The sequence below is a fragment of the Synechococcales cyanobacterium CNB genome, assembly GCA_030263455.1.
In the GTDB taxonomy this organism is placed as follows: Bacteria; Planctomycetota; Phycisphaerae; order Phycisphaerales; family UBA1924; genus CAADGN01.
Genome location: SZOZ01000012.1, coordinates 102550 through 128459, shown reverse-complemented (window position 1 = coordinate 128459; position 25910 = coordinate 102550). Strand labels below are relative to the sequence as shown.

Here is a 25910-nt window from a genome sequence, read left to right as displayed (position 1 = left end):
TGCCGAGAGTTGAAGTCCTGCGTTCGTCATGTCATGCCTTCCCTGCTCCCGCGGCGAGGATCGCACGCGGGCCGGGCAGTATACCGCTCCGGAGCCGCCACGCGTGGAGCGCTCAGGCCTCCCGGACTTTGATCTGGTTGAACTCCACCTTTGTCACCCGGACCTTCGTGCCGGCGGCGATCACGCCGACTTCGGCCAGCGCGTCGTACCGCGTCCCGTCGATCCGGACTGCGCCGACCGGTCGCAGGTCCGTCATGGCCACACCCTCGGCCCCGACCAGGGCGTGCAGCGCATCGCGCTCGGTCCGTTCCTTCAGCCGCTCCGCTTCAATCTGCTCCTCGGTCATGTCGCCCAACAACATCCGCCTGCCCAGCGGCGTGTTCGGCCACACTTTCAGCGCGAAGCCCAGCGCGGCCGGGCCGATCACCATCAGCGCGATCAGACCCATCAGGCCCCACCACGAGTCGTAGCGGAACAAGCTGATCACACCCACCAGCGCGGCGATACCCGCCGTGATGGCGATCAATCCCCCCGATGGCACGAAGACCTCGACCACCATCAGCAGCAGGCTGGCCGCGATCAACCCAAGCCCGAGCAGCAGCAGCCCTTCTTCGCTCACGCCCGCCCTCCTTCCTGCCCGGTCACGGGTCCGTCCGTGACCTCCTCGACGCCGACTCGGAACTTCCCCACGCTCACGACCCGCACGCGCCGGCCTTCGGGGATGTACCCCATCTCGGCGACAACGTCCACGAGTCGACCGTTGATCTCGACGCGCCCCGCCGGGCGCAGAGGGGTCACCGTCGTCGCCTCGTCGCCGAGCGCCACGCCGACGTCGTCCGGGTCGCCCAGCGCGGCCAGGAACTCGTCGTCCGTGTCGTCGGCCGGCTTACCGATCGTATCGCGCAGCACCAGCCCGCTCACGATCGGCAGTGAGCCGAAGTGCTTCGAGAGGAAGTACACCCCGATGCCCGAGGTCGTAACCGCAAGCACGATCGTCAGGACGGCGTACAGCATGTCGGACTGGGCCTTCGGGCTGTCGGGGAACAGCCCGCCGGGCGTGTCCTCGACGAAAGTTCCGAGGAGGCCGCCGAAGAGGAGCAGCAGCCCGAGCACACCGGGCACCCCGAAGCCGGGGAAGACGAAGATTTCCAGGATGATCAGCCCAATGCCGACGAGGATCGCGGCGATTTCCCACCAGTTTGCCATGCCGATCAGGAACGGCGGTGCGAGCAGGGCGACGAGTGCGAGCATGGCCACGCCCTCGGGCACCAGAAGTCCCGGGTGCGTCATGGCGATGAAGAGGGCGAGCACGAAGACCACGATCAGCACGCCGCGCACGATCATGTTCGTCAGAAACTTGACCATCGCCTCCGACCACGATGCGTCGAGTCGGCGGATGTTCTTCGCGCCGAACCACGCCCTGACGTCCTCGTCGGAGTTGAAGGCCGTGAGCGCGCCGGTCGTCTGGTCCACGTTCGCCGCCAGCCCGAAGTAGGCCAGGTCGCGCTCTTTGAGCACGATCGGCCCCTCGCCGGTGCAGATGTAGTCGAGCAGCTCGAACCGGCCCCGGTCCGCGTTCGTGATGACGGGCCTCGTCGCCCGCTCGAACACGCCGCCGGAGATGTCCGCCGCCAGTTCCTGAAGGTACGGCGAAGCAGGGACGTAGCCCTCGCTCGGCGGGACCGCGGGTGACGGAGCCGCCTCGGGTGGAGGTGGCGCCCCGCCCGCCGACGCCGACACGAGCCGTGGCCGATCGCGCATTGGCTCGCCCTCGAAGAGCCGCCGGTACTCGGCTTCGTTGATCGCCATCCGCTCGCCCGTCTGCCTGTCGCGCACCCACCACAACTCGACGTGCCGACTGACGATCGCCTGCACGAGGAACTCGTCCCATCCGCGGAGTCGCGCGAGGTTCACCACTTCCGCGATCAGAGGGGCGAGCACCTTCTGGCGTTCCGCTTCGGGCAGGGCGTTCAGAAAGCCGAACGACGCCGCCACGGGCAGGGCATCGCCCATCGTCGCGGGGTCGGAGACGAGAATCTGCCGGCACGCCAGCGCGATGATCGCTCCGCCCGAGTACGCGTTCGGATGAATCCACGCGACGATGTTGGGCACGTTGGAGCTGCGGATCGCGTCGCAGATTTCGAGCACGGCCCCGACCTCGCCTCCCGGCGTGTTCAACTCGACCACGATCGCGTCCGCTCCGCCCTGCTCCGCCAGGCGCAGCCGTCGCGTGAAACTGAACGCCGTCACCGAGTTGATATCGCCCTCGATGGTGATGATGGCGACATTGTCGGCCTGTCGCCCGGCGGGAACGGTCGCGGACTGCCCCGGCTGCGACCACCCCGCGAAGGAAGAGGCCAACAGCACGCCGACGCAGACGATGCCCACAAGCCGACGCACGGAGTCCAGCGTCCTGCTGCCCGGCCAACCCAACCGATCGGCTCGTTTCATCGCCACAAGTATACGAACGCCCGCCGGTCCCTCGAAATCACCTCGGCCCCGGGATCACCTGCTCGACACGCCAGGTCATCTCAGGCCCGGTGCAGTCGATGTGGACGGAAAAGAACCCCGGCTCTCCGCCCGGCAGCGCAGGCTCAATCCTCTCCACCAACGGCCAGATGATCCGCCGATCTGTCTCCGGCAGCGGAAGCCCGCCGAGCGACGCCGGGTCGTGCCATTCCAGCATCCCCTCGTCCATCCGTCCCGTCCGTACCCGGATCGCGCCCAGCACGCGGAAATAGAACAGCAGCCAGTGCCCGTTCCCCTCATATCCGGTCTCGCTGATCAGCCCGACGAGGCGCAGGCGGTCCAACGGCACGATGACCCCGGCCTCCTCGGCAATCTCCCTCTGGGCGCACTCGGCTGGTGACTCGCCTGACGCCATGTCGAGTTTGCCGCCGATCGGCGAGCACAGCCCCTCGTTCGGGGGCTTGGCCCGGTGCAGCAGGAGCACTCGCCCGGACTCATCGCGGATATCGCAGAGGCACGCGAGGCGGTAGGGGAGCTCCGGCCGGGGTCCGTTCATCACACGCGAGGATAGACCGATGCGCCGGGTGTTCGGGTTTGAGGCGTTGCAACCTCGGGTTTTCCGCGCCGTTCACGCCGCCGCGCGCCCGGAACCGATACCCTCTGCCATGCGGCAGACCAAACCCGCGCAGGCTTCCAGGACCGCGCCGTTCGCGCTCGCCGGCAGGCATGTCTACATGGTCGGCATCGGCGGGTGCGGCATGTCCGGACTCGCCCGGATGCTTCGTTCTCGCGGGGCGATCGTCGCCGGTTCGGACTCCGCGCCGGGCGAGGCCACGGCTGCGCTCACAGCCGAGGGCGTGCCCGTCTCCTTCGAGCAGTCTTCGGGACGGGTGCCTGACCCGTGCGACCTGGTTATCGCCTCCGCCGCCATCCGGCCCGAGCACCCTGAACTGCTCGAAGCCCAGCGGCGCGGGGTCGAGATCGCCACCTACGCCGAGGCCCTCGGCAGGTGCATGGCGGGGAGAACGGGCGTCGCTCTGGCCGGCACCCACGGCAAAAGCACGACCACCGCCATGCTCGGCGCAGCCCTGACCGATGCGGGCCTGGACCCCACAGTGATCGTCGGGGCGACCTGCTCTCAACTTAGCGGCGGTTGCCTTTCCCCTCCGGGCCGATCGGTCGGTTTCCGGCTCGGGTCGCAGACCATTCCGTGCGGGCCGCTCGCGGGAGGTCCGGGGTTGCTCCTCGCCGAGGCGTGCGAGTTCAACCGTTCGTTCCACAATCTGCGTCCGAACATTGCATCGATCAGTTCCGTCGAGGCGGATCACCTCGACATCTACGGCTCGCTGGATGCTGTCGTGCAGGCTTTCGCGGAGTTCGCCAGGCTGCTCCCGCCCGCGGATCAGGGCGGGTTGCTCCTGATCGCGGACGAGGGTGCGCACCGCCGACAGGTTGCCGCGGGCCTGAAGTGCCGGGTAGAGACGATCGGGTTCAGCCCGGCGGCTGACTGGGTCGTCTGGCTGGACACGCCGACGCGGCAGGTGACGCTGACGAGGCGGGGTTCGGAGGTCGCCTCGTGGCGTGCATCGCTGCCGGGCGCACACAACGCGATGAACGCCGCGACGGCGTGCGCTCTCGCGGTCTCGCTCGGTGCGGATGCGGCTCACGTCGCCGAGTCGCTCGCCGCCTTCCGGGGCGTGGACCGGCGGACGCAGTTTCTGGGCGAGCGGGCTGTCCCCGGGGGCACGGTACGCGTGTACGACGATTACGGGCACCATCCGACGGAGATCGACGCGACGCTCCGCGCTCTTCGAGACTTCGAACGCCCGCAGGACCGCGGCGGCCGCCTGGTCTGCGTCTTCCAGCCCCACCAGCACTCGCGCACACGGTTCCTGCTGGAGGAGTTCGCTGCCGCCTTCGGTCAGGCCGACGCCGTCATCGTGCCGCACATCTACTTCGTCCGCGACAGCGAGATCGAGAAGCAGAAGGTGTCGTCGGCGGACTTGGTCGATCGCCTCCGGAAGCGCGGCGTGCGGGCGATGCACCTCTACCCTTTCGAGGCGATCGTCGAGCAACTCGAAAACCTCTGCCGCGCCGGCGACACGCTCGTCGTCATGGGTGCCGGGCCGGTCTGGCAGGTCGCGCACGGGTACCTTGGACTGGCAGGGGCATGATCGCCGGGAGGAGTGCGTTTGTCCGCGGTCGCAGCCATCCCGATCGAACGCGACGCGCCGATTGTGACCTGGTTCGGCGTCGGAGGCCGCGCCGATCGGCTCGCCCGCCCGCGCACGACCGATGAACTCCGCGCGTGCCTCGCGCTCGACCCGTCCCTTCGCGTCCTCGGCGATGGGGCAAACCTCCTCGTGGACGACGACGGCGTCGCGGAACTCGTCGTTGTTCTTGACGCGCACGCGTTTCGGGCCGCTGCACCGACCGGCGAGCGCTCCGGCGATGCGGTCATCGTCCGCGCCGGTGCGGGCGCGAAACTGCCGAAACTCATCAACGAGTCCGTCCGTCTCGGACTCGCAGGACTTGAAGGTCTCGGCGGCATTCCCGCAACCGTCGGCGGAGCGCTCGTGATGAACGCCGGCGGTGCATTCGGCCAGATCGCCGACGCCGTTGCTCGCGTGCACGCCCTGGACCGCAACGGCCGCGGTGTCACGCTCGAACGGCCCGACATCGACTTCGGGTATCGCCGTTCGGGCCTGGAGAGTCTGCTGCTCACGGCCTGCGACTTCGCGCTCCGCCCTGCCGACACAAGGAAGCTGCGTGCCCGCCATCTCGAGGTCATGGAGTACAAAAAGCGCACGCAGCCGCTCGCCGACCGCTCAGCGGGCTGCTGCTTCAAGAACCCGACGCTCGATAGCGCGATCGAAGGCATCGGCTTGCCTGGCGAGCGCGTCTCCGCGGGGCGGCTCATCGACCGCGCGGGTTGCAAGGGGCTTGCCGTCGGCTCCGCCCGCGTCAGCGATCTTCACGCCAACTTTCTCGTGCCCGCCCGCGATGGTCGCGCCCGCGACGTGATCTTGCTCATGGAACTCGTCGAACGCCGCGTGTTCGACGCCTTCGGTGTGCATCTCGAACGCGAAGTCGTCGTCTGGCGGAGGATCGGGGCATGAGCCGAACGACTGTCCTCGTCCTTGGAGGCGGTCCTGACGCCGAGCGCGCCGTCAGTCTCGACAGCGCGAGCAGTGTCGCAACGGCTCTCCGCGACGCGGGCTTCACCGTCCATCACGAGGCCATCGACTGCCCCTCGCTTGACGATCTTCGGGCCATGCCCGGCGACGCGGTCTTTCCCGTCCTGCACGGAGCGTGGGGCGAGGGGGGGCCGCTCCAGGACATGCTCCACGCGGACGGCCGTCCATACGTCGGCTGCGGCCCGCGTGCGGCTCGGGTCGCCATGGACAAGCTGGCCACCAAGCTCATCGCCGGCAGGCTCGGCATTCCGACCCCTGACGCCGTGGCTCTCAATGTTCGCGATGCCGTCTGCCCGCTTGGCCTGCCCGTGGTCGTCAAGCCCGTTCACGAGGGGTCGAGCGTCGGTCTGCGCTTGTGTCGCGACGAGGCCGCATGGGCAGCCGCGCTCGATGACGCCCGGCATGAGGCCCAAGCCAGCCCCGGTCGGGTCTGTATGGCCGAGCGGTTCGTTCATGGCCGCGAACTCACCGTCGGCCTTATCGCTCGGAACCCTGGTGGGTCGCTCTCTGCCTTGCCCATCATCGAGATCGTGCCGGCGGCCGGACCGTATGACTACAGCGCGAAGTACGAGCGCGACGATACCCAGTACCGAGTCAGTCCGGACCTTCCCGCAGGCATCGCCGATCGCGTCAGCCGTGATGCCGAGCGTCTTGCAGCGGCCCTCGGGGTGCGCCACCTGGCCCGGGTGGACTTCCTGCTCGACACCGACGACCGGCCCTGGCTCCTCGAGATCAACACCATGCCCGGGTTCACATCACACTCACTGCTCCCGATGGCCGCCCGAGCCGCCGGCCTCGACATGCCCGCCCTGTGCGGTAGCCTTGTCAAGGCCGCGCTCGCCGAACGCTCCGCCGCTGCTCGGCCGTGACTTCTCCAGGAAGGACGATGGGACGATCACGCAAAGCACAGCGTTCCTCACAGGTCGAACTCCGGCCGCCGACCGCGATCCGCGCTCTGCAGCTGCTGGGGATGGCGAGTATCGGTGGCGCGCTGGCCCTTGCCCTGCTTCTGCTCACGCACAGAGTCTGGACGCACGCGGGCGAGACGCTCGAAGCCCCCGTTTCGGTCGAGATCGTCTGGCCGTTGACGCCGGACAGCACGCCCGATCAGCCGAAGACTTGGCTCAGCGCGTACTTCCGGGATCGGCTTCTTGCCACGGCGCACGCCCGCGCTGCCGAATCGCCCGACCCGGTCCGCGGCGATGCTGTCGCACGGGTCGGCCGTGCGATGGAGGCCAGCGGCTGGTTCGATGGCGCACCCCGCGTCGTGCGCCGCGGCGACGGCACGATCGTGGTGAGCGGCTCGTGGCGGACACCTGCGTGCGTGGTGCGGCACAACGGCCGCGACCACCTCGTCGACTGGCGAAGCCGACCGATGCCCGCAACCTACGACGCGGGCGCATCCGGCCTGCGGATCATCCACGGGGCGTCCTCGCCCCCGCCCCGTAACGCGAAAGGCACCCTCAACTACGCCGAAGCATGGCCTGGCGACGACATCCGCGTCGGCGTCGAAACGCTCCGTCTTCTGCTCGCGCAGCCCTATGCCAATCAGGTCGCCGGCGTGGACGTGCGAGATTACTTCGTCACACGCCGCATTGACATCGTGACCGACAAGGGCACCCGTGTCGTCTGGGGCGGCCCACCGGGCGAGTTTATTCCCGGCGAGGCCTCGACCAAGGCCAAACTCGACCGCCTTGCCTATTTCGCTTCGCTTGCCGAGCGGGGCAGACGCATCGACCTCGGCCAGCAACGCCTCGAAATTTACAATGAGGACGCAGTCTACGCGGACCTGACGGCGATCCGGAGATGAGCCTCGAAGACGACGGCCAACGCGGCCCGCTCGAGCCCTCGCGTCCGCCAGAGACGGACCGTGACATCTTCGGTCACACGCCTCGCAACCGTCCAGACTGGTCGCACCGTCGCGGTGAGCCTCGTTTCCTTGCTCTCGCATGGACGGTCTACCTGCTGCTCTCAACCATTGCGGCGTTCTCGACCGTCGGAGCTGGTGGGGCGGGCAACGTCGATGCCTACCGTCCCGCAGCGCGAGGCCTGCTGGTGACCGTTGCTGTCGGCGTCGCGCTCCTCTGGCCCATGATGAGGTTGGCGCAGGCGGTTCCGACGGGCGGTCTCCGCGGGTGCGCCATCGCTACGTTGCGCGACCTCGTCGTACTGCTCGTACCGATACAGGCCGTGATCTGGCCGCAGGCGCTCCTCGCCCGTTGGCCTCTGGATGCTGTCGCCGCGATCGCAGTGTGCTTGGCCGTGTGGACTGTCCTCATCGGGGGTCTGCTTGCGTTCGTTCTCTCGCTCGGGGGCCGCTCGGCGGGCAACGGATGGCGCTGGTGGGCGATGCTCGGCGTCGCCGTCCTTGTGAACGTCGTGCCGGTGATCGGCATCGCCTGGGCGTCCGTGGCCCCCCCGGTTCGTCCCCGGGGATTCTGGCTGATGGCGTCGCCCATGACCGCCATTGTCGAGTTGACCCAGGATCGCTCGTGGCGGGGGCGATCCCTCGAAGTGGATGGAACTCACTGGCGGGCCATCATCATCGTCGGGGGATTCGCTCTCGCGGCGTGGATACCACTGGTCTCAGCGGCGGTGGCACGGCGGCCGGCCGGTGGCTAAGAATGTCGGGCGAAGCGCGAACGGGCAGCCCCCGAGGCGGCCCGGTTTCTTTTTGACCCCCGAACGCCCAGGGAGGACCGCCATGGACGTCATCACACGCGACGAACGCGAACGCCTCCAGGCACGCCTGCGCGAACTCATCCTGAACCGCCCCGTCATCACGCAGCGAATCGCCGAGGCACGTGCTCTCGGCGACCTTCGGGAGAACGCCGAGTACCACGCCGCCCGCGAACAGCAGGGCTATGAAGAGGCCGAAATCCGCCGCCTCGAAGAGCGCCTCGCCAAGGCCCACGTCATCGAGGACTCCAAGGCTCACGGCGACGTCGTGTTCATCGGCTCCACCGTCCGATTGCGCGAAGTCGGCTCCAACGACGAGGATCTGTACCGCCTTGTCGGAGAAGCCTCCGGCGACATGTCCGGCGACGTGGTTGAGGTCACGACCACCAGTCCGATGGGCGAGGCGCTGATGAAGGCACGCGTCGGCGAAACGATCAGTGTGCGTGCGCCGCGCGGCGTCAAGCAGTTCCTGATCGTCGAGATCGTCTGAGCCACCGCGAACGGCCGGAGAACAAAGCCGGCCCCGGCACGATCCGGGGCCGGCCTCATCTGACGGCATCGGAAGGCCTCAGCAACCCTCGTTGTACAGGTTCAGGAACGCGAGCACGTCCAGCGAGTTCACGATCGTATCGCCGTTCACGTCCGCCTTCGGGTCGCCCGCGGAGTACGCGTTCAGGAAGGCCAGCACGTCGAGCGAGTTCACGACGGTATCGCCGTTGAAGTCCGCAACGCAGGGCGGCTCGCCGCAGTCGTACTCGAAGAGTGAGAACTCGTCGATCGCCGCCTCGACGATCGAACCGGGTTCGAGGTCCTCGGCGATGAAGCGGAGGCGGACGTTGCCAGCCGTGCTCGCGAAGTCCGCAACGCTGAACTCGTGGTAGTACCAGCCTCCGCTCGTGAACGGCCCCGAGGGACCGAGGGTTTCCACGTTCACCCACTGCGAGCCGTTCGTCGTGATGTCCACGCGAAAGGTGTCTGTGTTCGGCGCCGCGCCCTTGTCGTTGGAGTACCACCGCCAGTAGCCGATGCGCGGCTCGGTCATCGAGCTCACGTCCAGCCACGGCGTGAGCAGGGTCGTCTTCCCGCCGTCCACGTCGTACTGTCCGATGCTCGTGCCGGCGCGGCCGTCCGTCACGTAGCAGATCGTGCCCGGGTCCGAGACGTCCGATCCGGGCTGCGCGTCGGTCGCCTGCGGCGCCATCCGGCCCCAGATGCCGGCGGTCGCGTTGTCGCCGGGCGCGCCGACCGTCCAGCCCTTGTCGGTCTCGAAGTCGTCGTGGAACGACACGATCACGTCGCCGATCGCCTTCGCATCGACGACCGAGGTCGTGATCGTCGAACCTTTGTCCGTTTGCACAGAGGCGTAGTACTCGACCTCGCCCAGGCAGTCCTGGCCGGGGATCGTGCCCGCGAAGACGTCGCCGCCCTGCGCGGCCATCGCGAACTCCTGCCACTCGCCGCCCGCTTCACGCAGGTGCAGCGTCACCGAACCCGCGTCATACCCGTCGAACTGGGGCGAGACGACCACGGTCACCGGGGTGGGCTGGTTCGGCGTCAACTGCGTGGGCGGAACGCCGTCGAAGTCAATGCTCACGCCGTCCACCCGCGCGATGAACAGTCCACGATCGAGATCGGAGATGATGACCGTTCCGCTGGGGAAGAAGGGATAGTTGTTCCAGGTGCCGTTGAAGCCGGAAGTATCGCTCTCCGGGTAGGTGTCAAGCCAGGCGATCTCGACTGGGGAGATCGGGTTCGTCTTGTCGTAGACCCGAAGCCCGGACTTGTAGTTCGACTCAAAGATCAGGTTGCCCTTCACGTGCAGGTTGTGGTCCGTGGCGGCCAGCCCGTTCGTGAACTTGCCCTTGTACACCGGTGCGCTGAGGTTGCTCACGTCGTAGACGTAGGTCGTCGTCACGCTGACGGAGTCTCCCTCGTCCAGTTCGTCGTTGATGTAGAAGTACTGCTTGTCATCGCTGATCCAGCCTTGATGCGCGTACCGCGCTCCGCTCCAGAACGCCTGGCTGATCGTGAACATGTTGGACTTGTTCGTGACGTCCACGATCCGCAGGCCCGTCGAGTTCCATCCCCCGTTGAAGCCGCCGAGACAGAACGCGATCTCGCGCCCCGCGTACGGGCCCTCGGTGTAGCTGACGATCGTCGCTTCGTGGACGTACATGTTGTTCCATGTGCCGACGATCGTTGGTTCCGTCGGGTTCGTCGTGCTCACCGCCGTCAGCCCGCCGTTGTTGATGTTCGTCCCGGCGAGGTACAGGTACCCGGAATCGGGATTGCTGGCGATGGTGTGCGTCGAAGAGTGGCCGGCCTGCGTCTTGTTCTTCACGAGCGTCACGACGCCGTTGTCGATCTGTCGAAGGTCCATCACCTGGATGCCGGACCCGCCCTCGCTCACGCCGTAGGCGTACTCCCCGATGCACCGGACGTCGTGCCAGAGGCTGTCCGGCCCCGTGATCACGCCCACCAGCACCGGGTTCCACGGGTCCGTGATCTCGACGAACCCGAACCCCTTGCGCAGGCCCATGATCGCGTACTCGCGCCCTGACGGAGAGACATACCCCGTGCAGCTGTTGCCGCTCGTGTGCCCGCCGGGGAATGACGCCAGCGGCAGCCAGGCGTACAGCGTCATGTTCCGCGCCGGGAACATGCTCCGGGCATCAGAACCTTCCTGTCCGTACCGCGGCATCCCCGAAACAGCCGCGACGCCTTCGCGGACGACCGGATCGCCCTTGTACTTGCGCAGATCCTCGTCGCCCGCCCACGCCGAAGCCAAGATCCCGATCACCATGCCCGCAATCGCGGCCGACCGCCATGCACTGCTCGATGCCATTCGAAAACTCCCTCGGGGTCGCGCTCGGCAGCCCCTATTGCCCGGTTCATGCCTATCGGACGGGCTGCGGCCCGTTGACCCCCGGCCCCGTTCAGGCTACATCGGCGATCATCGAAACGCAACGCTCAACTCACGCCGGTACGCTGTTATGATGCACCGGGATGCTCCCCGGTTCCCTTCCCAGGCAACGCCGAACCGTTCTGCTTGCTGAAGCGAATCCTGATGAGAGGCTTCGAGGCATGATTCCAAGGGTAATCATCCCCATGCTGGTCACCGCCGCGATGGCAACCGCGAGCCTCGGGCAAGCGTCCGTTCCGGCTTCTTCGGGTATGTCGCCCGCGGTTTTCTCGATGTTCCTTGTGGATGATGAGCGTGTTCCGCACCTCTCCGTATCCTGGACGACGAACTCCGGGAAGGTCGTCGAGTACGAGGCCGACTTGCCCTACGCCGCTCCGGCCGAGCGAGTCCCCATCGGCGGCAACCTGCGGGCCTTCGTCGCTGTCGGGGGGACTCGTCTGGACAAGGGTGTCGGTCACCCGGACGGCATCATCATCCGGGTCGGACTCGACAAGGAAGACGATCAGCGGCTGATGTTCCACGATATCGCCTACGGCTCGTTCGTCGAAGTCGAACTGCGCAACATCGCCTTCATCTCTCCGGGGCTTCCGAGGCCCGATTCCCTTCTTCAGCACCTCAAGTACAACACGGACGACATCCTCGCCTGCGGCCTGCCGACCGATCAGGCCGACATGTACAACCTCGCCAGCCTCACCGACGACCTGGGCGGTTCCATCCCTCGGACGCGAGGCCGATTCGGCGTGCTCAATGCCGCCTCCAGCCCTGATGCCGTAACCCGTCTGGTCGTCGAGCCGGATGGTTCTGTCACGATGCGCGTGCGTTTCGCCTACCGCCTGCTCCGGCACCAGTCGGACCCGTGGCGGCTCGAACTGCCCGGCACGTTCTTCGAACCCAGCCATCTGCACATCGAGTTCGAAGCTGTTCCGTGGGCCATCGGGGTCACGCAGTTCGGGCTTGCAGCGCCGCGCTGACGCGATCTCGATTTCCAGATGCGAACCTCGACCGCGGTCGGCGAACGACCTGGTTGGGCTGCAACATTCGATCCGGCAAAAGTTTGCGGAGTGTACGCGGGATGCCGCATGCCCCGGTATTCTCTGGGTTTTTTGACACTCGTCGAAGATATAGTTGAGTTTCAGTCGCAACTGCTGTAAAATAGCAACAAATACTGTCAAACAGGATTGACGATTGGGTTGTCGTTTCGATCCATCCTCGTCTCTGGTCTCCGGGAGGTCTGACATGCGACTGCTGCTTTCGCCCGCCGTGGTGCTGGCCTGTGCATCGTTTGTGCACGCCCAGTTCGTCGAGCCGGATTCCTACGGCTGGTCGCGCGGGGACGCCCATTCGGCTTGGTTCGAGTGGGACGTTTTCACCAACCCGAGCGGCGGGAACCTGCCCGATGTCGGCCAGTTTCCCTCGCCCCTGCCGGGCGGCTGGGCAACACCTGACGTCTACGACACCACCGGCCTGGCCATCATCACGTCGTCGGGCAACTTCTACTCGTTTGTCGGACCCATCGCGCTCGAGGTTGTGATTCCCAACTACGGCTACGCGATCGGCGCCACGACGCTCATCCTCCAGGTTCGCACGCAGGGGAACGAACTCGACTACGGCTCGGTCAACGTCTGGGGCGTGCCTCCGGTCGAGCACGTCGAGCTCTTTCGGCAGAGCATGGGCGAGTTCGGCTGGCTCGTGGACTCGCTCTTCCGCTTCGAGCTCGACGGCAACGAGAGCGTATACGTCGCATCATTCGCCACAGCCGAGGCCCACGCGGCGATCGACCGCATCGCCGTAGACACCTTCGCCCGCGCGGACGCCTGCCCCGCCGACTTCAACGGCGACACGGTGGTGAACACCCTCGACTTCGTCGCCTTTCTCAACGCCTTCGTCGCTCAGGACACCTCGGCGGACTTCAACGGCGACACAGTGGTGAACACCCTCGACTTCGTTGCCTTCCTCAACGCCTTCGTAGCGGGCTGCTGAGCCGGAGGTGTCCTGTGGCGGCCGGACGGCGCGGGTTCTCCCTCGTCGAACTGCTCATCGTGATCGCCGTGGTGGCGGTGCTGCTCGGGCTGCTGCTGCCCGGCCTCGCCCGCGCGCGGGACGAGGCTCGCGCCCTCCGCTCCGCCGTCGCCTCGCGCTCGCTCGCCGCCGCGTGGACGCTCTACGCCAATGACCACCGCGGCGAACTGATCCCCGGCTATCTCCCCATCACGACCGACGCCCGCGTGACAGACGAATACGGCAACGAGTGGGGCGCACTCATCGCCCAGCGGTGGGTCTACCGGCTCGCCCCGTGGTTCGATCATGCCATGCTCGGAACGACCATCGTCGGCGAGGAGGCGGAGTTCGCACGCGACCGCGCCAGAATCCAGGCGATGGACAACGGCCACTTCGAGTGGGCGTACCGCATGAGCGTCTATCCCTCGTTCGGCCTGAACGTCCAGCACGTCGGGGGCAACTACGCCGACACGCCGCAGGTGTTTCGCGCAACGAACCCCGTTCGCCGAAGCGATCAACCTTTGCGTCCGGAGCGTCTCCTCGTGTTCGCTTCCGCGAGAGGGCCGGGTGCGGGTGACGCTGTAGTTCCCGGCTTCCACCGCATTGAGCCGCCACCACTCGGCGCAATCTATTCATCCGCCGCGAAGCCGCAGACGTTCGGGCATCTCGACGCACGCTACAACAATCGCGTCGTTGCCGCGCTCTTCGACGGGCACGCGGAGCGCATCGAGCCGCGCGAACTCACCGACCGCCGGCGCTGGTCCGACACGGCTGCCCGCAAGGACGACCCCGACTGGGAGCCGTGAACGACGGGCAGGGGTTCCGTTTTCGTTCGTTCAGTTCCGAACGAGCGCGGTCTGCATCCGTAGACTCCGGCATGCAGAGCCGACTTCCACGCAACACCCCCCTCGTTCTCGTGATCCGCGACGGCTGGGGCACGAACCCCAACCCGTCGCACGGCCCCTTCAATGCCGTTCACCTGGCACGAACGCCTGTCGCCGACCGCCTGATGTCGCAGTGGCCCAACACGCTTATCAAGACCAGCGGCGAGGACGTCGGTCTGCCCGAAGGCACGATGGGCAACAGCGAAGTCGGGCACCAGAACATCGGCGCGGGGCGCATCGTGGACCAGGAGGCCGTGCGGATCACCAAGGCCTGCCGCGCCGGCCTGGAAACCAACGCCGTGATCGCCGGGGCGGTGCGCGGCGCGAAGCAGCGAGGGCGCGCCGTTCATCTCATGGGCATCTGCTCCGATGCCGGCGTGCACGGCCTGCTCGAACACCTCGACGCCCTGCTAGCGATCTGTGCCAGGCTCGGCCACGACCGGGTCTTCGTGCATCTCTTTACGGATGGACGCGACACGGGGCCGTACACGGGCGCGGCGTTCGTCGCGCGCGTCGAGGAGAGCCTCCGGCGGCACGGTGTCGGCAGGATCGCCTCGGTCATCGGCCGATTCTGGGCGATGGACCGCGACCACCGCTGGGAGCGCGTGCACCGGGCTTGGGCGTGTCTGACGGGCAGGAACGCCGCGGCGCAGGGAGTCCGCACCGCGCGCTCCGCCGCCGAGGCCGTCCGTGCCGCCTACGACGGTCCCGAAGCTCCCAAGCAACTCGGCGACGAGTTCGTCCCTCCGACGATGGTGGGGGAGTCGCCCGAGACTCTGTGCGGCTCTCGCATCACCGCTGACGACGCCGTGATCTTCTACAACTACCGCGGCGACCGCCCGCGCGAGCTCGTCAGTGCGTTCGTTCTCCCAGAGGACGAATGGCGCGCCGTCAAGCCCTCGCCTGACACCGGCGTTCGAGGTTTCGCTCGCGGCCCGCGCCTCGACACTGACTTCGTGATGATGACCGCCTATTCCGAGGCGCTCGCTCGGCACGCGAAGGTCGCCTTCCCCAAGCCGCCTCGCATGGTGAACGTCGCGGGCGAGTATCTGGCTTCGCTCGGCATGCCGCAGTTCCGCTGCGCGGAGACGGAGAAGTACCCGCACGTCACATTCTTCTTCAACGATTATCGCGACGAGCCGTTCCCGGGCGAACGCCGCGAGATCATCCAAAGCCCGACCGACGTGAAGACATACGACCAGCGTCCCGAGATGTCTGCCTTCGGCGTACGTGACGCCGTGTTGCGTCGCCTTGCCGCGATCGACTGCGAGCCGTTCATCGTCGTCAACTTCGCCAACGGGGACATGGTGGGTCACACGGGCAACCTCGGAGCGGCGGTAAGGGCGTGCGAGGTTGTGGACGAGTGCGTGGGCGCGATCGTCGAGGCTGCGCTGGCCCGCGGCGGCTCGCTCATCGTGACGGCCGATCACGGCAACGCTGAGCAGATGTGGGATCCGGACGCGGACTCGCCCCACACCGCGCACACGACCTACGACGTGCCGCTCATCGTGGCGGGGGAGTCGTTCCGTTCCCGCGTGCTTCGCGGCGACGCCGATCCCGCCGGCTGGTTCGATGAGGCCGCACGGGCGAAGCGTGGACGACTCGCGGACGTCGTGCCGACTGTGCTCGACATGATGGGTCTCGCGCAGCCGCCGGAGATGACCGGCCGTTCGCTCCTCGTCTGACTCTACTGCACCGACACCATTCGCCGGATGGTCGCCGGGCTTTCGCCGTTGGCCGTGCGCGCGCTCAGCAGCGCGGCCTGGCTCATGCACAGGAGCGACTCGTGGTCGAGCGGCGCATCGTCGCCAGCCGACGGGTCGATCAGCCTCGATAGGCTTTCCGCGATCGCCTCCACCGCGTGCGGGGTCGGCTCAGAGCCGCGTTTCTTGGTTCGCCGCGCCTGATCGACCTTCTCACCCGCTCGGCTGACCCACTCGAACCCGTCCTCGAAGACGCGCAGCCGCCCGTTCGGTCCCAGCAGTGTCGCGGTGCGCGACCATCGCCCGCTCTGGTCGCTGGCGAGGACGCACGCCGCCCGCCCGTCGGCGTAGCGGAGGTTGGCCGTCAGGTCGCCGTGCAGGTCACGGAGGGTCTCGCCAGGGAGGGCATGTACCCCCGGCCCCTGCGCCGGGCCGGCGAAGGCAGCGTCGATCGTCTCCGGCTCGCCCATCAGCCAGTGCACCAGTTCCATGGCCGCGAAGAGGCGCGCGCCGAGCGACCCCTCCGCCGGCGTGCAGCAGGTTTCGACCGCGAGCGTGCGCACGGGGCCGAACATCTGGAGCACTTCCGCCGCGTCGCGGAAGGAACGCGACGAGCGGGCCAGCGGGCAGAACCGAACGGCGTCGATCGGCCTCGGGTTGCCGCCGGTCCAGCCTCCCCCCGCCAGTTCGATGGCCGTCGCAGGGATGGGTTCGAGCGAGGCGATGCGCACGCCGCGCGAGCGGGCTGCGACGAGTGGGGCGAGGTCCGCGGACGAGGCCCCGAACTCACCGGGCGACGCCAGCAGGACGAGGTCGCAGTCGGCTTCCGCGAGCGCGGCCCGCAGGTCGTCGAGCGCGCCGACGCCCAGCGCGGCCGCGGCGGCCCCGGCACGCCCGCGCCCCGGCGACCCGGCCCCGACCAGCCGCAACCCCGCCGCTTCGACAACGCGGCCCACCAGCGACGCCTGGTGCTCCTCGAGCCACGCCACCACCCGTGCAGGTTCGCCCATGGCGCGTGCATCGTACCGGACGCGGCGGCGAACCGTGCGGCGTACAATCCTTGCAAGCGTGGCAACGCGGCCGCGGACCCGCCGGGAGGCGCGTCCGAGGAAAGTCCGAGCACTGCAGAGCACGGTGGTGGGCAACACCCACCCGCCCCACGGTCCGGGGCGAGGGACAGTGCCACAGAGAACAGACCGCCGATGGCCGGGTTTTGATCCGGCACAGGCAAGGGTGAAACGGTGCGGTAAGAGCGCACCGCCCGGACGGCGACGCCCGGGGCACGGCAAACCCCACCGCGTGCAAGCCCAAGCAGTTCCCGCCCCGCGAGGGGACGCCCGGCTCGGGCGGCAGGGGACGGGTCGGGCGCTCGGGCCATCTGGCCCGGACCGCGTCGGCAACGGCGCGGCAAGAGAAATGGCCGCGGCCCGCGGCAGGCGCGCACAAGCCCCCGTCAAGGCACGCGCGAACCGCCGACGGGCACAGAACTCGGCTTACCAGCCACGCCGGACCGGTTGGCGCGGGCCTCTGCGAGAGCGGAGGCCCGCGGCCTTTTTGTCGCAGCGCCGGAACGGAGCGCGAAGCGCGACGGAGCACGAAGCGCAAGCGAGTGCCGGCGCCCGGAGTAGTACGGGAGTGGGCACTCGCTTGCGCGTCGTGCTCTGTTACGTTCGTCCCACGACCAGCACGATGAAACTCGCGTCCACCTCGTCGCCGCTCCGGATGGGCGTCGCGTAGACGTTGCCGTCGTCGTCCACGGCGTCGGGGACGTGGTCGTGGACCTCGGTGCTCGCAAAGCCCGCCTCGCGCATCGCGTCGCGAAGTTCGGGGACGCTCCACAGCCGCCACCGGTAGATGAAGGCGTCGTGCATGGTCTGCTCGACCTCGCCGCCCCGGTCCACGCGGAAGTGCAGGGCGTTGACGACCATCCCGGTCAGGGGGTCGGCCTCGCGCTGCTCCCAGGTGTAGCGTACGCGCCGGCCGTCCTCGGTCCAGTGGTCGCGTTCCACGCTGCCGACGAGGAAGGCCGTCTCACCGCCGTAGGTGTCGCAGACGAATACTCCGCCGGGCCGCAGGCGTGAGCGGGCGTGCTGCAGGTACTCCAGCAGTTCGTCGCGCGTGTGCAGTTCTCCGATCGAGAAGTTGCCGACGAAGATGACGTCGGCGTCGTGCTCGGCCGGGCGAGTCGCCGTGCGCACGTCGCCGACGAGTTTCAGCACCCGCGGATCGTCCGGCCGCACGCGCAGCGTCTCAGGGTCGAGGTCCACGGCGATCGCGCGCCCGCCCTCGACCCACTCGACCCACAGGTGCGAGAGCGCGGCCGTGCCGGCGAAGTCCTCGCCCAGCACCCGCGGCTCGCCCCCATGCACCACGCGCAGCAGCGGCACCGCGTGGCGCGGCGACTGGACGCAGAGTTCGTAGAGGTCGTGGCGGGAGAGCATGGCGACAGTGGACATTGGGCAGTTGAGAGTGGACATCCGGAACAACCTGTTGCTCCGCTTGGAAGCGTCTCGGGCCTTTCTCCTCCGGCCTTCGGCCTCCCCTCACGCCATCCGCACCCACCGGATGAGCGTTCTGAAGTTGGGCGGCTTGCCGAACATGAGCAGGCCGACGCGGAAGACTTTGGCCGCGGTCCACACCGAGAGGTACGCCCCGGCGGCGCTCACGCCTATCGACAGCAGAACCTGCCACGTCGGGATGGCGTCCGCCTGCGTGCTTGTCAGGCGCATGACCATGGCGAACGGACTCATCGGGGGGACGAGGCTCAGCACGACCGAGAGCGTCGAGTTCGGATCGCGCGTGATGGGCAGCCACAGGATGTAGGGCAGCATCACGACGATCATCACCGGCCCCATCAGCGACTGCGCCTCGCGCATCTCGTTCACAGCGCTCCCGACCGCGGCCATGAACGAGGCCAGCATCAGGTACGCCAGCACGAAGAAGACGAACAGGTAGAACAGTTTGACAGGCCCGATCAGGTCCATCAGCCCGAACGCCGCCAACGCCCCCGTGCCCAGGCCCGTGTACACGAACAGCAGCACGAAGCCGACGCCCATCTGCCCGAGGATCTTTCCGGTCATGAGTTGCATGGGCGAGACCGCGCTGAGCAGCACCTCGACGACGCGGCTGGACTTCTCCTCTACGGTCGTCGTCAGCAGGTACTGCCCGCCGACCATCGCCGAGATCATCAGCAGCAGAATGAAGCCGAAGGGCAGCATGGCGGTCAGCCCCTCGGTCGAGGAGCGTTCGCCCGTGGCCGTAATCTCTCTGGTCTCCGACGCGGCGATGCTCGTGAGGCGTTGAATCTCCTCCGGGGAGTATCCGTTCGCGCGGTATCGCTCGCGCAGGATCGCCGCGGTCATGCCGGCGCGGATGTCGCCGATGACCCGATCGTCGAGTTTGGGCCGGACGAACAACTCGTACCCGCCGAAGGCCTCGGCATCGGGGGATCGGACGATGGCGTCCTCCGCGATGACGGCGACGGCCAAATGGCGATCGTCGCCGGTCGTGGGGCTGAGCCGGCCCTTCTCCGCTTCGATGTCGGCATCCGGCGCGAGCGCCACGACCTGGAACACCGGAGCCTCGCCGAGCGCGGCCGCCAGGGCGGCTTCCGTCGAGCCGGCCGGAGACGCACCCGGACCGAGCGGGCTGAGTTGCTCCATCTGCTCCGCCGCGGCCTTCGCGGTTCGGTTCCTTCGCTGCGAGATCGCCTCGGCGGAGAGTTCCCGTTCCACGGCCTCCATGAGCACGCCCGACCGGTCCAGAATCGCGACCTCACCCTCCACCTTCGGTCCCTTGGCCGCCATCGTCAGCATCACGATGACGGGGATCATCGCGATGAACGCCAACGGCACCACGACCGCCCCGATGATGAATCCCTTCGTCAGCGCAGTCGAGACGAACTCCCGCCACGCCACCGCGAGCACACGATTCATCGGTTCCCCTCCAGGGCGGCGACGGCTTCCACCTCGCCCCGCAACTCCGCCCGCAGCGAAGCCTCGTCGCCATCGCCGGCCGATCCCTGCACGATCTCGATGAACACGTCCTCCAGCGTCGGCCGCCGCAACTCCACGCGCGACACCGGCGCGGCCTCGACGATCGCCCGGATCGCAGTGTGGGGGTCGTGCCCGTATTCCAGCGAGACCTCCAGTGCGCCGTCCACCCGCGTTACCGTTCGCACCCCCGGCACGCCTGCCAGCAGGCTCTCGGCCGAACCGTTCAGCGGCTCCACGAGCACCGTGTGGGGGTCAAACCTGGCCTTGATCTCGGGCAGGCTCGCGTCCAACACTTTCCGCCCCTTGTTGATCATCACGATGTGCTCGCAGATCTGTTCCGCCTGAGGCATGACGTGCGTTGAGAAGATCACCGTTCGCCCGGCGGCGTGCTGCTCGCGGATCAGGTCGCGCAGCAATCGAGTGTTCACCGGGTCCAGCCCGCTGAACGGCTCGTCGAGGATCAGCAGTTCCGGCTCGTGCAAGACCGCCGAGATGAACTGCACCTTCTGCTGCATGCCCTTGGAGAGTTCCTCGCATTTCTTGCGCACGCAATCGGCGAGGTCCATCCGCTCCAGCCATGCCCGGACCTTGGCATCAAGCCCGCGCCCAGGCACGCCCTTGAGTCGCCCCATGTGCCGGAGAAACGCCCCGACCTTCATCTTCTTGTAGACGCCGCGTTCCTCGGGGAGATAGCCGATGCGGTCCTTGCTCTCGACCGCCGATGGGCGTCCGAGCACGGACAACTGGCCCGAATCGGGGAAGAGGATGGCCATGACCATGCGGATGGTCGTGGTCTTTCCCGCTCCGTTCGGCCCGATGAACCCGTAGAGGGCGCCGCGGGGCACGGTCAGGTTCATGTCGATCACGGCCTGCTTCGGGCCGAACGACTTGTTCACGCCCCGCATCACGATGGCATCGGTCACGTCCACCCCTTTCGCGTCCGGGCTGCGTTGCCCGGTCGCTGGATTATTGCGGATCCGCGCCCCGCCGTTTCACCGGTCAACGATCCGCCGCCTCGGAGGCTATCGTGGGCGCGATGCCCGGAACCGACGCCCTTCCCGATGCCCTGGTCGCGCGGCTGAACGCGATGGATGCCGAGCTCGAGGGGATCGAGCGTGGCTTGGCTGATCCGAGCATCGCCGCGGACCATCGTGCGGCGCGCGACCTCTCGATCCGGCGGGCTGCGCTCGCGCCAGCGGTCGAGGCGTATCGGCGTTGGAGAACGCTCCGCTCCGAGGCCGCGGACCTGCGTCGAGCGATCGAAGCCGATGATGCCGAACTGGCAGCGTTGGCCAAAGAGGAACTGCCGCTCGTCGAGGCGGAGGCGGGGGAACTCGCCGTCCGCGTGAAGACGCTGCTTGTCGGGGCGGAGGATCGCCGGGTCGGGTCCGTCATGCTCGAAGTCCGCGCGGGCACGGGCGGCGACGAGGCCGGCCTCTGGGCGCGCGACCTGCTCGCCATCTACGAGAAGTACGCCCAGCGTCGGGGATGGGCCTTCGAGCAGCTCGATGTCGTTGCTGACCCGTCGGTGGGGGGGGTGCGATCCGCCGTGGTCAACATCCGCGGCGAGGGTGTGTGGTCTGAACTCTCGTTCGAGGCGGGCGTGCACTCGGTCAAGCGTGTGCCCGCGACCGAGAGCCAGGGCCGCATCCACACTTCGACCGCGACCGTCGCTGTCCTTCCCGAGCCTGAGGAGGTGGTGGTGAAGATCGACTGGGCGCGGGACGTGCAGGAGCATGTCACGACCGCGCAAGGCCCCGGCGGGCAGAACGTGAACAAGGTGGCGACCGCCGTGCATCTTGTCCACGTGCCGACGGGCGTCGAAGTTCGGATGCAGGAGTCCAAGAGCCAGCACCAAAACCGCGAGCGTGCCCGGAGACTGCTCGCGGCGCGTGTCCACGAGATCGAACGTCGGCGCGTGGAGGCAGAGCGTTCCGCCGAGCGTCGCGGGCAGATCGGGGCGGGCGAGCGTTCCGAGAAGATCCGAGTTTACCGATACCAGGACAACATTGTCGCCGACCAGCGGCTGGACGAGAAGTTCAATCTCCAGAATGTCCTCGCCGGGGACCTGACACCGCTGTTCGCCGCTCTCCTCGAGCAGCGAACGGCCGAACGGCTCGCGGCCCTCTGAGGGCGTACGCGGCGTCCATTGGTGATTATTGGCCGCGGATCATTGTTCTTGATCGAGCTTCTTGTGTCGGGAGAGCCTGTTCGCGTATCCTGTTCTCAGTCCCAGGAGTGCCATTCATGCCGTCGACCCGTTCGTTCGCCGCCGTCGCGGCGTCATTCGTGTTCGCTTCCTGTTCGCTCGCACAGAACTACGTTGTCGTCATCGATCAGGCCGCCAGCGGTCTCGTCGGTTCGACATCGTTCGAGGCCGATACCAGCGGCTCGCTGATCGGCAACTATGACCCCGACACCAACCCCGGCGGCACGCGCACCAAGCCCGGGCTGTGGGGGTCGTTCGGTGCGACCGAGAACGTTCCCGTGCCCGTCCAGATGGGCCTTGAACTTGCAGGCCCGCTCGACACCGAGACCTCCGGCGGCTTCGGGCTGTACCTTGACATCGACGGCGCGACGCTCATCATCCAGGGGTTCTCCGCCGACTTCCTTGCCGACGGCCCCGCTTTCATCCCCGCCAGCATCTCCTTCTTCCCGGAGTCCTTCCGCACGCGGAATCCAGACTCGACCTACATCGGGATTCCCATCGAACTCCCGCTCGGCGACCTCTCGATCACGTCGATGGTCATCGTGCAGACCGAGGATGCGGCCGTCGGTCTGCTGACCGAGACCGCGCCCGGCGAGTTCGACTTCGCCGTTTTTATCCCCGCGGTGATGAACGCGGAGTTCGAACTGCTGGGCAGCTCGTTCCCGGTCGCGGACCTGCCCTTCGCGGTTGCTCTGGCGGGCACGATCACGGTCGCGGGCGATGTCGTTACGGTTGTTGCCTCGCAGACGATCGAGTTCAGCGACTCGCAAGAACCCGGCCTCGAACTCCCCGAGTTCCCGCTCGACCTGCCGACCATCCTGCCGCCGGGCTACACCGCGCACCTGCTTCTGAACCTGACTCTGGACACCGTCTCCTCGGCCATGAACGGCACGCTCACGCTCGCGGCAGCGGGCGAGCAGTCCGCCTGCCCGGCCGACTTCAACGGCGACACCATCGTGAACACGCTCGACTTTGTGGCCTTCCTCAACGCCTTCGTAGCACAGGACGGCGCGGCCGACTTCAACGGCGACACGACCGTGAACACCCTGGACTTCGTGGCCTTCCTCAACGCCTTCGTTGCGGGCTGCTGAGTCAGTGAGCGGGAGGACGGGAGCCTCACCCGTCCTTGCGGAGCCGGTGCGCGAGCGGCTTCTTGTCCCCTCTACACTCTCCGAGTGTCCACGCTCCTGTGCGTCCCCATCCTCGTTCACGACTCCGAAGCGGCGCTCGCTGATGCCGCGCTCGCACGCGACCACGGCGCGGACGCCGTCGAGTACCGGGTTGACGCCTGCTTCTCCGGCACGGGTGATGAGGCGGAGACCCGTGCCATCCTCCGTCTCGCGGCGGAATCCCCTGTGCCCTGCATCATCACCTGCAGGCCGACCTGGGAAGGTGGCCACTACGACGGTCCCGAGGACGCCCGCGTCGCGCTCTTCGAGCGGCTCGGCACGGGCGGCGCACCGCCCGCGTACCTCGACACCGAACTCACCGCCTACACGCGATCGGCGAATCTTCGCCAGAAGGTGAACCTTGCGGTTGATCACCCAAAGCAGGCTCGTCCAGTGTCCACACGCCTCATCCTCTCGATGCACGACTTCGACGGTCGGCCTGCGGACCTCGCCCGCAGGCTCGCGGCGATGCGGGCCGAGCCGGCCGCGGCCGTCCACAAGGTCGCCTTCCGTGCCCGTTCGTTGCGGGACAACCTCGAACTCTTTGACCTGCTCGCCGAGCGAGATCGCCCGACGATCGCCCTGGGCATGGGCGAGTTCGGCCTAATGAGCCGCGTCCTCGCCCCGAAGTTCGGCGGCTTCCTCACCTTTGCCAGCCTGCACCCACAGGGGGCGACCGCACCAGGTCAGCCCACCATCCGCGAGATGCTCGACCTGTACCGCTTTCGCTCGATCTCGCCCACAACTCGCGTCTACGGCATCGTGGGCTGGCCCGTCGGCCACTCGCTCTCGCCGCTCATGCACAACGCGGGCTTCGAGGCGGTCGGCCACGACGGCGTCTACCTGCCCCTGCCCATCGCTGCCGCCGAGAACGGTGCGGACGGCTCCTACGAGTCCTTCAAGGCCACGATGCTCGAACTGCTCCACCATCCCGGGCTCGACCTGCGAGGCGCGAGCGTGACCATCCCGCACAAGGAAAACCTCGCCCGTCTCGCGATGGAGCAGCGGTGGCCTGCCGATGCCGACACCGCGGCGTGCGGGGCGGCCAACACGCTCGTCGTCGAGCGATCGGCAGGTGGAGCGATCGCCAGTGTCCGCGTTGCGAACACCGACGCGCCGGCAGCGGTTGCCTGCATACAGGATTCACTCGGTGAGATTGCGAGCAGGCGCATCGTCGTCCTCGGGGCGGGAGGCGTCGCGCGGGCCATCGCCTTTGCGCTCGCCGCTCGTGGCGCGGAAGTCGTCATCTACAACCGCTCACGTGAGCGCGCCGATCGATTGGCTCAGGCGATTCTTGACGCCGGCGCGCGTGCCTCCGCCGACGATTGGGCCGCGCTGTCGCACGCCCGCGCGCACGCCTTCGTGAACTGCACGCCAGTCGGCATGAAAGGCGGACCGGAGCCGGACGGTTCGCCGCTGCCCGTGCACGAACTTGCCGCCCGCCGCACCGACCCGTGCGGTCCAGAGACGGTCGTGATGGAAACCGTCTACAACCCTGTGCGAACACAACTCTTGAACGACGTTCGCGAGGTCGGCTGGCGAGCGATCGACGGCGTGGAGATGTTCGTCCTCCAAGCAGCGGCCCAGTTCACGGCGTGGACGGGTCATCCCGCTCCACGGGCGCTCTTCGGCCGTCTCGTCCGCGAGTCGCTCGAACGCTGAGCGATTCTTCCTCCGCTTCGCGTACACCCGATCCAGCACGAAGGAGCCGCGAGTTCACCATTCAGAACGGGCAGTCGATCCCGCTCGTCTTCAGCAGCGTGCGGAACGATTCGCTGAACACGAAGTTGTGCTCGGGGAACGCGATGCCGGCCATGTTCCGGTCCAGGTGGCTGAACATCAGGTCAATGCGGCCGATCCGCACGAACCCTTCGTCCGGCCGGGCGTGGTCGAGCAGTTCGACCGTCCCCTCGGTGCTGGCCCCCTGGGCGCCGATGCTCCGCAACTCCGCGGTGTAGCGGAGCGTTGTGCCGGGGATCGCGTCGCGTTCCAGTTCCGCCCGCGAGACCTTCGCGAGCACGACCTTCTCGCGGAACTCCTCGGCGTGCCCGACCAGGATGCCGGCCGACTGCGCCATCCCCTCTACGATCAACGATGCCGGCATGATCGGGAGCGCATCCCGCACCGATCCGTCCGCCAGCCGTGCGGGGGGGAAGTGGTCGTAGAGGTGCTCTTCGGCCGCCGTCACGCTCTTGACCGAGACGATCCGCTCGCGCGGCCGCAACTCCACCACGCGGTCGATCCACATCCAGCGCATGGTCCGCTCCGCGGCTCAGCCGGCCAGTTTCCGCTCGCAGAACCGGACCACCGCGTCCACCGTGAAGATCTCGCCCACACGCTCGACGCGTGGGTCGGCTTCCAGAGACGCGAAGTCGGCGTGCGGCAGGCGTTCCTTCAACGCCGCGATGCCCTTCGGCGTGATCTTGCCGCCCTGAACGTACTCGGGGTCCTGCGCCACGTTGTCCGGGAACAACTCCCCCTGACCGATCTTGAACCCGAAGGCCTGTTCGAGCTTGAACACGATGTCGAGGAAGTCGATCGACTCCGCGCCCAAGTCCGCCGTCAGGACGGCACCGGGCGTCACTTCGTCCTCATCGACCGCCAAGGCACTGACCAGCACCTCGCGGACCTTCTCGAAAATCTCATCTCGCGTCATCATGCTCCCTCGGACTCGCGGGCTACCC

23 protein-coding genes and 1 other RNA gene are annotated in these 25910 nt (G+C 67.6%); 14 read left to right on the top strand and 10 right to left on the bottom strand.

The genetic code is table 11. The annotated features are described in order from the left end of the window. Window positions 1–112 precede the first annotated feature (112 nt). Genes FBT69_12810 through FBT69_12800 form a run of 3 tightly spaced genes read right to left on the bottom strand, consistent with a single transcriptional unit; the run spans window position 113 to window position 3025 of the window. On the bottom strand, window positions 113–619 hold the full coding sequence (locus FBT69_12810; GenBank protein MDL1905670.1) for a hypothetical protein: 507 nt from the start codon (window positions 617–619) through the stop codon (window positions 113–115). Further along, entirely contained in the window at window positions 616–2451 is a 1836-nt protein-coding gene (locus tag FBT69_12805) for a hypothetical protein (GenBank protein MDL1905669.1), read from the bottom strand. The genes FBT69_12810 and FBT69_12805 overlap by 4 nt, the downstream gene beginning before the upstream one ends. Window positions 2452–2488: 37 nt before the next feature. Beyond that, the gene (locus FBT69_12800; GenBank protein MDL1905668.1) at window positions 2489–3025 is read right to left on the bottom strand and encodes an NUDIX domain-containing protein; all 537 of its coding nucleotides are present in this window, start codon (window positions 3023–3025) and stop codon (window positions 2489–2491) included. Window positions 3026–3044: 19 nt separating this feature from the next. Between FBT69_12800 and FBT69_12795 the strand changes: the two genes are divergently transcribed. Genes FBT69_12795 through FBT69_12770 form a run of 6 tightly spaced genes read left to right on the top strand, consistent with a single transcriptional unit; the run spans window position 3045 to window position 8835 of the window. Then, on the top strand, window positions 3045–4643 hold the full coding sequence (locus FBT69_12795; protein ID MDL1905667.1) for a UDP-N-acetylmuramate--L-alanine ligase: 1599 nt from the start codon (window positions 3045–3047) through the stop codon (window positions 4641–4643). A 12-nt stretch (window positions 4644–4655) separates the two neighbouring features. Next, entirely contained in the window at window positions 4656–5588 is a 933-nt protein-coding gene (murB, locus tag FBT69_12790; protein MDL1905666.1) for a UDP-N-acetylmuramate dehydrogenase, read from the top strand. Beyond that, on the top strand, window positions 5585–6535 hold the full coding sequence (locus FBT69_12785) for a D-alanine--D-alanine ligase (GenBank protein ID MDL1905665.1): 951 nt from the start codon (window positions 5585–5587) through the stop codon (window positions 6533–6535). The genes murB and FBT69_12785 overlap by 4 nt, the downstream gene beginning before the upstream one ends. 17 nt (window positions 6536–6552) lie before the next feature. Then, complete coding sequence (locus FBT69_12780; protein ID MDL1905664.1) at window positions 6553–7476, top strand: hypothetical protein; 924 nt, start codon at window positions 6553–6555, stop codon at window positions 7474–7476. Continuing rightward, window positions 7473–8288 (top strand): hypothetical protein, encoded by an 816-nt coding sequence (locus FBT69_12775; protein ID MDL1905663.1) that lies wholly within the window; start codon window positions 7473–7475, stop codon window positions 8286–8288. Before FBT69_12780 ends, FBT69_12775 begins: the two co-directional genes overlap by 4 nt. Beyond that, window positions 8185–8835 (top strand): transcription elongation factor GreA, encoded by a 651-nt coding sequence (locus FBT69_12770; protein MDL1905662.1) that lies wholly within the window; start codon window positions 8185–8187, stop codon window positions 8833–8835. The genes FBT69_12775 and FBT69_12770 overlap by 104 nt, the downstream gene beginning before the upstream one ends. 78 nt (window positions 8836–8913) lie before the next feature. On the opposite strand, the gene FBT69_12765 is transcribed toward FBT69_12770, so the two are convergent. Beyond that, a complete protein-coding gene (locus FBT69_12765) occupies window positions 8914–11190 on the bottom strand; it encodes a choice-of-anchor B family protein (GenBank protein ID MDL1905661.1) in 2277 nt (758 codons plus the stop codon). A gap of 350 nt (window positions 11191–11540) precedes the next feature. Between FBT69_12765 and FBT69_12760 the strand changes: the two genes are divergently transcribed. The 4 genes from FBT69_12760 to FBT69_12745 all read left to right on the top strand — a co-directional run bounded on the left by FBT69_12760 (window position 11541) and on the right by FBT69_12745 (window position 15835). Beyond that, window positions 11541–12239 carry a hypothetical protein gene (locus FBT69_12760; GenBank protein MDL1905660.1) on the top strand — a complete coding sequence of 233 codons (699 nt, stop codon included), beginning with the start codon at window positions 11541–11543 and terminating at the stop codon, window positions 12237–12239. A gap of 265 nt (window positions 12240–12504) precedes the next feature. Further along, window positions 12505–13248: a hypothetical protein gene (locus FBT69_12755; protein ID MDL1905659.1), complete on the top strand. Its 744-nt coding sequence runs from the start codon at window positions 12505–12507 to the stop codon at window positions 13246–13248. Next, a complete protein-coding gene (locus FBT69_12750; GenBank protein MDL1905658.1) occupies window positions 13242–14072 on the top strand; it encodes a prepilin-type N-terminal cleavage/methylation domain-containing protein in 831 nt (276 codons plus the stop codon). The genes FBT69_12755 and FBT69_12750 overlap by 7 nt, the downstream gene beginning before the upstream one ends. A 71-nt stretch (window positions 14073–14143) precedes the next feature. Continuing rightward, window positions 14144–15835, top strand: a complete 1692-nt coding sequence (locus tag FBT69_12745) for a 2,3-bisphosphoglycerate-independent phosphoglycerate mutase (GenBank protein MDL1905657.1) — start codon at window positions 14144–14146, stop codon at window positions 15833–15835. Between the two features lie 2 nt (window positions 15836–15837). On the opposite strand, the gene FBT69_12740 is transcribed toward FBT69_12745, so the two are convergent. Next, complete coding sequence (locus FBT69_12740; protein MDL1905656.1) at window positions 15838–16863, bottom strand: hypothetical protein; 1026 nt, start codon at window positions 16861–16863, stop codon at window positions 15838–15840. Between the two features lie 54 nt (window positions 16864–16917). Here FBT69_12740 and rnpB point away from each other — a divergent pair. After that, window positions 16918–17365, top strand: an RNA gene (rnpB, locus tag FBT69_12735) — RNase P RNA component class A. 152 nt (window positions 17366–17517) lie between these two features. On the opposite strand, the gene FBT69_12730 is transcribed toward rnpB, so the two are convergent. The 3 genes from FBT69_12730 to FBT69_12720 all read right to left on the bottom strand — a co-directional run bounded on the left by FBT69_12730 (window position 17518) and on the right by FBT69_12720 (window position 20771). After that, entirely contained in the window at window positions 17518–18309 is a 792-nt protein-coding gene (locus tag FBT69_12730) for a class I SAM-dependent methyltransferase (protein MDL1905655.1), read from the bottom strand. An 87-nt stretch (window positions 18310–18396) separates the two neighbouring features. Beyond that, entirely contained in the window at window positions 18397–19788 is a 1392-nt protein-coding gene (locus tag FBT69_12725; GenBank protein MDL1905654.1) for an ABC transporter permease, read from the bottom strand. Beyond that, a complete protein-coding gene (locus FBT69_12720; protein ID MDL1905653.1) occupies window positions 19785–20771 on the bottom strand; it encodes an ATP-binding cassette domain-containing protein in 987 nt (328 codons plus the stop codon). The genes FBT69_12725 and FBT69_12720 overlap by 4 nt, the downstream gene beginning before the upstream one ends. A 113-nt stretch (window positions 20772–20884) precedes the next feature. On the opposite strand from FBT69_12720, the gene FBT69_12715 reads away from it, so the two are divergent. The 3 genes from FBT69_12715 to FBT69_12705 all read left to right on the top strand — a co-directional run bounded on the left by FBT69_12715 (window position 20885) and on the right by FBT69_12705 (window position 24888). Continuing rightward, complete coding sequence (locus FBT69_12715) at window positions 20885–21979, top strand: PCRF domain-containing protein (protein ID MDL1905652.1); 1095 nt, start codon at window positions 20885–20887, stop codon at window positions 21977–21979. A gap of 116 nt (window positions 21980–22095) precedes the next feature. Beyond that, on the top strand, window positions 22096–23148 hold the full coding sequence (locus FBT69_12710) for a hypothetical protein (GenBank protein ID MDL1905651.1): 1053 nt from the start codon (window positions 22096–22098) through the stop codon (window positions 23146–23148). 84 nt (window positions 23149–23232) lie between these two features. Continuing rightward, entirely contained in the window at window positions 23233–24888 is a 1656-nt protein-coding gene (locus FBT69_12705) for a type I 3-dehydroquinate dehydratase (GenBank protein ID MDL1905650.1), read from the top strand. A 61-nt stretch (window positions 24889–24949) separates the two neighbouring features. On the opposite strand, the gene FBT69_12700 is transcribed toward FBT69_12705, so the two are convergent. Beyond that, window positions 24950–25483 carry a beta-hydroxyacyl-ACP dehydratase gene (locus FBT69_12700; protein ID MDL1905649.1) on the bottom strand — a complete coding sequence of 178 codons (534 nt, stop codon included), beginning with the start codon at window positions 25481–25483 and terminating at the stop codon, window positions 24950–24952. Window positions 25484–25498: 15 nt separating this feature from the next. Continuing rightward, complete coding sequence (locus tag FBT69_12695; GenBank protein ID MDL1905648.1) at window positions 25499–25885, bottom strand: acyl carrier protein; 387 nt, start codon at window positions 25883–25885, stop codon at window positions 25499–25501. Between the last annotated feature and the right edge of the window lie 25 nt (window positions 25886–25910).

Excerpts from the sequence above, each read along its gene's own strand:
- FBT69_12730 (MDL1905655.1), bottom strand. The coding sequence starts at position 18,309 with ATGTCCACTGTCGCCATGCTCTCCCGCCACGACCTCTACGAACTCTGC.
- FBT69_12745 (MDL1905657.1), top strand. The coding sequence starts at position 14,144 with ATGCAGAGCCGACTTCCACGCAACACCCCCCTCGTTCTCGTGATCCGC.
- FBT69_12755 (MDL1905659.1), top strand. The coding sequence starts at position 12,505 with ATGCGACTGCTGCTTTCGCCCGCCGTGGTGCTGGCCTGTGCATCGTTT.
- FBT69_12805 (MDL1905669.1), bottom strand. The coding sequence starts at position 2,451 with ATGAAACGAGCCGATCGGTTGGGTTGGCCGGGCAGCAGGACGCTGGAC.
- FBT69_12795 (MDL1905667.1), top strand. The coding sequence starts at position 3,045 with ATGCGCCGGGTGTTCGGGTTTGAGGCGTTGCAACCTCGGGTTTTCCGC.
- FBT69_12770 (MDL1905662.1), top strand. The coding sequence starts at position 8,185 with ATGGAACTCACTGGCGGGCCATCATCATCGTCGGGGGATTCGCTCTCG.
- FBT69_12740 (MDL1905656.1), bottom strand. The coding sequence starts at position 16,863 with ATGGGCGAACCTGCACGGGTGGTGGCGTGGCTCGAGGAGCACCAGGCG.
- FBT69_12715 (MDL1905652.1), top strand. The coding sequence starts at position 20,885 with ATGCCCGGAACCGACGCCCTTCCCGATGCCCTGGTCGCGCGGCTGAAC.
- FBT69_12785 (MDL1905665.1), top strand. The coding sequence starts at position 5,585 with ATGAGCCGAACGACTGTCCTCGTCCTTGGAGGCGGTCCTGACGCCGAG.
- FBT69_12800 (MDL1905668.1), bottom strand. The coding sequence starts at position 3,025 with ATGAACGGACCCCGGCCGGAGCTCCCCTACCGCCTCGCGTGCCTCTGC.
- FBT69_12725 (MDL1905654.1), bottom strand. The coding sequence starts at position 19,788 with ATGAATCGTGTGCTCGCGGTGGCGTGGCGGGAGTTCGTCTCGACTGCG.
- FBT69_12700 (MDL1905649.1), bottom strand. The coding sequence starts at position 25,483 with ATGCGCTGGATGTGGATCGACCGCGTGGTGGAGTTGCGGCCGCGCGAG.
- FBT69_12780 (MDL1905664.1), top strand. The coding sequence starts at position 6,553 with ATGGGACGATCACGCAAAGCACAGCGTTCCTCACAGGTCGAACTCCGG.
- FBT69_12765 (MDL1905661.1), bottom strand. The coding sequence starts at position 11,190 with ATGGCATCGAGCAGTGCATGGCGGTCGGCCGCGATTGCGGGCATGGTG.
- FBT69_12710 (MDL1905651.1), top strand. The coding sequence starts at position 22,096 with ATGCCGTCGACCCGTTCGTTCGCCGCCGTCGCGGCGTCATTCGTGTTC.
- FBT69_12760 (MDL1905660.1), top strand. The coding sequence starts at position 11,541 with ATGTTCCTTGTGGATGATGAGCGTGTTCCGCACCTCTCCGTATCCTGG.
- FBT69_12695 (MDL1905648.1), bottom strand. The coding sequence starts at position 25,885 with ATGATGACGCGAGATGAGATTTTCGAGAAGGTCCGCGAGGTGCTGGTC.
- FBT69_12775 (MDL1905663.1), top strand. The coding sequence starts at position 7,473 with ATGAGCCTCGAAGACGACGGCCAACGCGGCCCGCTCGAGCCCTCGCGT.